Genomic DNA, 2,637 nt, shown 5'->3' with positions numbered 1-2,637 from the left:
GCGAGCGCCTCGAAGGCCGCGACCTGACGCTGATGTTCGAGCCGGGCCGCTACATCGTCGCCAACGCCGGCCTGCTGCTGACCCAGGTCGAGTACCTCAAGCACACCGAGCACAAGGATTTCGCCATCGTCGACGCGGCGATGAACGACCTGATCCGTCCGGCGCTGTACCAGGCCTGGATGAATGTGACGGCCGTCAAGCCACGCGCAGGCGAAGGCCGCAGCTACGATATCGTCGGCCCGATCTGCGAGACCGGCGACTTCCTGGCCAAGGAACGTCAGCTGGCCCTGGAAGAAGGCGACCTGCTGGCCGTGCATTCGGCCGGTGCCTATGGGTTTGTCATGAGCTCCAACTACAACACCCGCGGGCGTACCGCCGAGGTGCTGGTGGACGGTGATCAAGCGTTTGAAGTGCGTCGCCGCGAGACGGTAGCCGAGTTGTTTGCTGGCGAAAGCCTGCTGCCGGAGTAAGGTCATGTTGCTGCGTTTTACCAAGATGCACGGGCTGGGCAATGACTTCATGGTCCTCGACCTGGTCAGCCAGCACGCGCACATCCTGCCCAAGCACGCCAAGCTGTGGGGCGACCGGCACACCGGTGTCGGCTTCGACCAATTGTTGCTGGTGGAAGCGCCGAGTAACCCGGAAGTGGATTTCCGTTACCGGATCTTCAACTCCGATGGCTCCGAAGTGGAACAGTGCGGCAATGGTGCCCGCTGTTTCGCCCGTTTTGTCCTGGACAAGCGCCTGACCGCCAAGCGGCAGATTCGCGTCGAGACCAAAAGCGGCATCATCGAGCTGGATATTCGCAGCGACGGCCAGATCGGCGTCAACATGGGCGCGCCACGGCTGGTGCCGGCGGACATTCCGTTCCAGGCCACCGAGCAAGCCCTGAGCTATGCGGTGGATGTGGACGGCAAGACCGTCAACCTGGCTGCCGTGTCCATGGGCAACCCCCATGCCGTGCTGCGGGTGGATGACATCAACAGCGCACCGGTTCACGAACTGGGGCCGAAGATCGAAAACCACCCGCGCTTTCCGGCGCGGGTTAACGTGGGTTTCCTGCAGGTCATCGACCGTTCCCGTGCGCTCTTGCGCGTCTGGGAACGCGGTGCCGGCGAAACCCAGGCTTGCGGTACCGGCGCCTGCGCCGCTGCCGTGGCCGCGATCAGCCAGGGGTGGATGGATTCGCCGCTGCTGATCGACCTGCCCGGTGGACGCCTGTCCATCGAATGGGCAGGCCCCGGCCAACCGGTGAAAATGACCGGCCCGGCCACCCGCGTCTACGAAGGACAGGTCCGTCTATGAGTGAGCAAATCTAATGACTGATAAGCCTCAAGTACCCGCGCAAGCATCCCCAAGCGAAAGTCTGGAGGCCGCAGCCGTTGCGGCGTATCTGGAGGCTAACCCGGACTTCTTCGTCGAACACGAAGAACTGCTGCCGGCCCTGCGTATTCCCCACCAGCGCGGCGATACCGTGTCGCTGGTGGAGCGGCAGATGAAGATCCTGCGCGAGCGCAATATCGAAATGCGCCATCGGCTCTCGCAGCTGATGGATGTGGCCCGCGACAACGACCGCCTGTTCGACAAGACTCGCCGCCTGGTCCTGACCCTGATGGACGCCGCCAGCCTGGAAGAAGCGGTGATCGCCGTCGAAGACAGCCTGCGCCAGGATTTCCAGGTGCCCTTTGTCAGCCTGATCCTGTTCAGCGACAACCCGATGCCGGTGGGTCGCTGGGTCAGCGGCAGCGATGCCCAGACCGCGATTGGCGGCCTGCTGTCCGAAGGCAAGACCATCAGCGGCACCTTGCGCGAGCATGAACTGGACTTCCTGTTTGGCGCCGAGCAGCGCCAGCAGATCGGCTCCACCGCCGTGGTTGCCCTCAGTCATCAAGGTTTGCATGGCGTGCTGGCCATCGCCAGCCGTGATCCACAGCATTACAAAAGCTCGGTGGGCACGCTGTTCCTGAGCTACATCGCCGAAGTGCTGGGCCGCGTCCTGCCACGCTTCACCAGCGCATTGCGCGCGGTGCGCTAGCCATGGAACGACAACTGGACGCCTACTGCGCTCACCTGCGCAGCGAGCGCCAGGTGTCGCCGCATACCCTGGAAGCCTACCGGCGGGACTTGAACAAGGTCCTGGCGTTCTGCGAGAAACAACACATCGGCAGCTGGAAGGCCCTGGACATCCAGGGTCTGCGCAGCCTGATCGCCCGCCTGCACCAGCAAGGCCAATCCTCCCGCAGCCTGGCGCGCCTGCTGTCGGCGGTACGCGGCCTCTATCACTACCTGAACCGCGAAGGCCTGTGCGACCACGACCCGGCCAACGGCCTGGCGCCGCCCAAGGGCGAACGCCGCCTGCCCAAGACCCTCGACACGGATCGCGCCCTGCAATTGCTCGATGGCGCCGTGGAGGACGACTTCCTGGCCCATCGCGACCAGGCAATCCTCGAACTCTTCTACTCCTCGGGCCTGCGCCTGTCGGAGCTGACCGGGCTTAACCTCGATCAACTGGACCTGGCGGATGGCCTGGTGCAAGTGCTCGGCAAAGGCAGCAAGACCCGCGTATTGCCGGTGGGCAAGAAGGCCCGCGAAGCCTTGCTGCTGTGGCTGCCCCTGCGCGCCCTGGCCAACCCGGCG

Annotated in this window: 3 protein-coding genes and 1 pseudogene; all 4 read left to right on the top strand. The window is 64.4% G+C overall.

From position 1 onward, the window contains the following. Positions 1–470 (top strand): annotated as a pseudogene (locus HX846_RS29035) (diaminopimelate decarboxylase); the annotation flags it as partial. 4 nt (positions 471–474) lie between these two features. After that, positions 475–1,305, top strand: coding sequence for a diaminopimelate epimerase (gene dapF / locus HX846_RS29030; protein WP_003208798.1), 831 nt, complete (start codon positions 475–477; stop codon positions 1,303–1,305). A 13-nt stretch (positions 1,306–1,318) separates the two neighbouring features. Beyond that, positions 1,319–2,035 carry a DUF484 family protein gene (locus tag HX846_RS29025; RefSeq protein ID WP_003208796.1) on the top strand — a complete coding sequence of 239 codons (717 nt, stop codon included), beginning with the start codon at positions 1,319–1,321 and terminating at the stop codon, positions 2,033–2,035. A 2-nt stretch (positions 2,036–2,037) separates the two neighbouring features. Beyond that, positions 2,038–2,637: site-specific integrase (locus tag HX846_RS29020; protein ID WP_178966653.1), on the top strand; the 600-nt coding region annotated here is incomplete at its 3' end.

It is taken from the genome of Pseudomonas sp. K5002 (assembly GCF_013386655.1).
Taxonomy (GTDB): domain Bacteria; phylum Pseudomonadota; class Gammaproteobacteria; order Pseudomonadales; family Pseudomonadaceae; genus Aquipseudomonas.
Note: the sequence above shows the minus strand (reverse complement) of the source record. Positions and strands in the feature narration are given on the sequence as shown.

Excerpts from the sequence above, each read along its gene's own strand:
- dapF (WP_003208798.1), top strand. The coding sequence starts at position 475 with ATGTTGCTGCGTTTTACCAAGATGCACGGGCTGGGCAATGACTTCATG.
- HX846_RS29025 (WP_003208796.1), top strand. The coding sequence starts at position 1,319 with ATGACTGATAAGCCTCAAGTACCCGCGCAAGCATCCCCAAGCGAAAGT.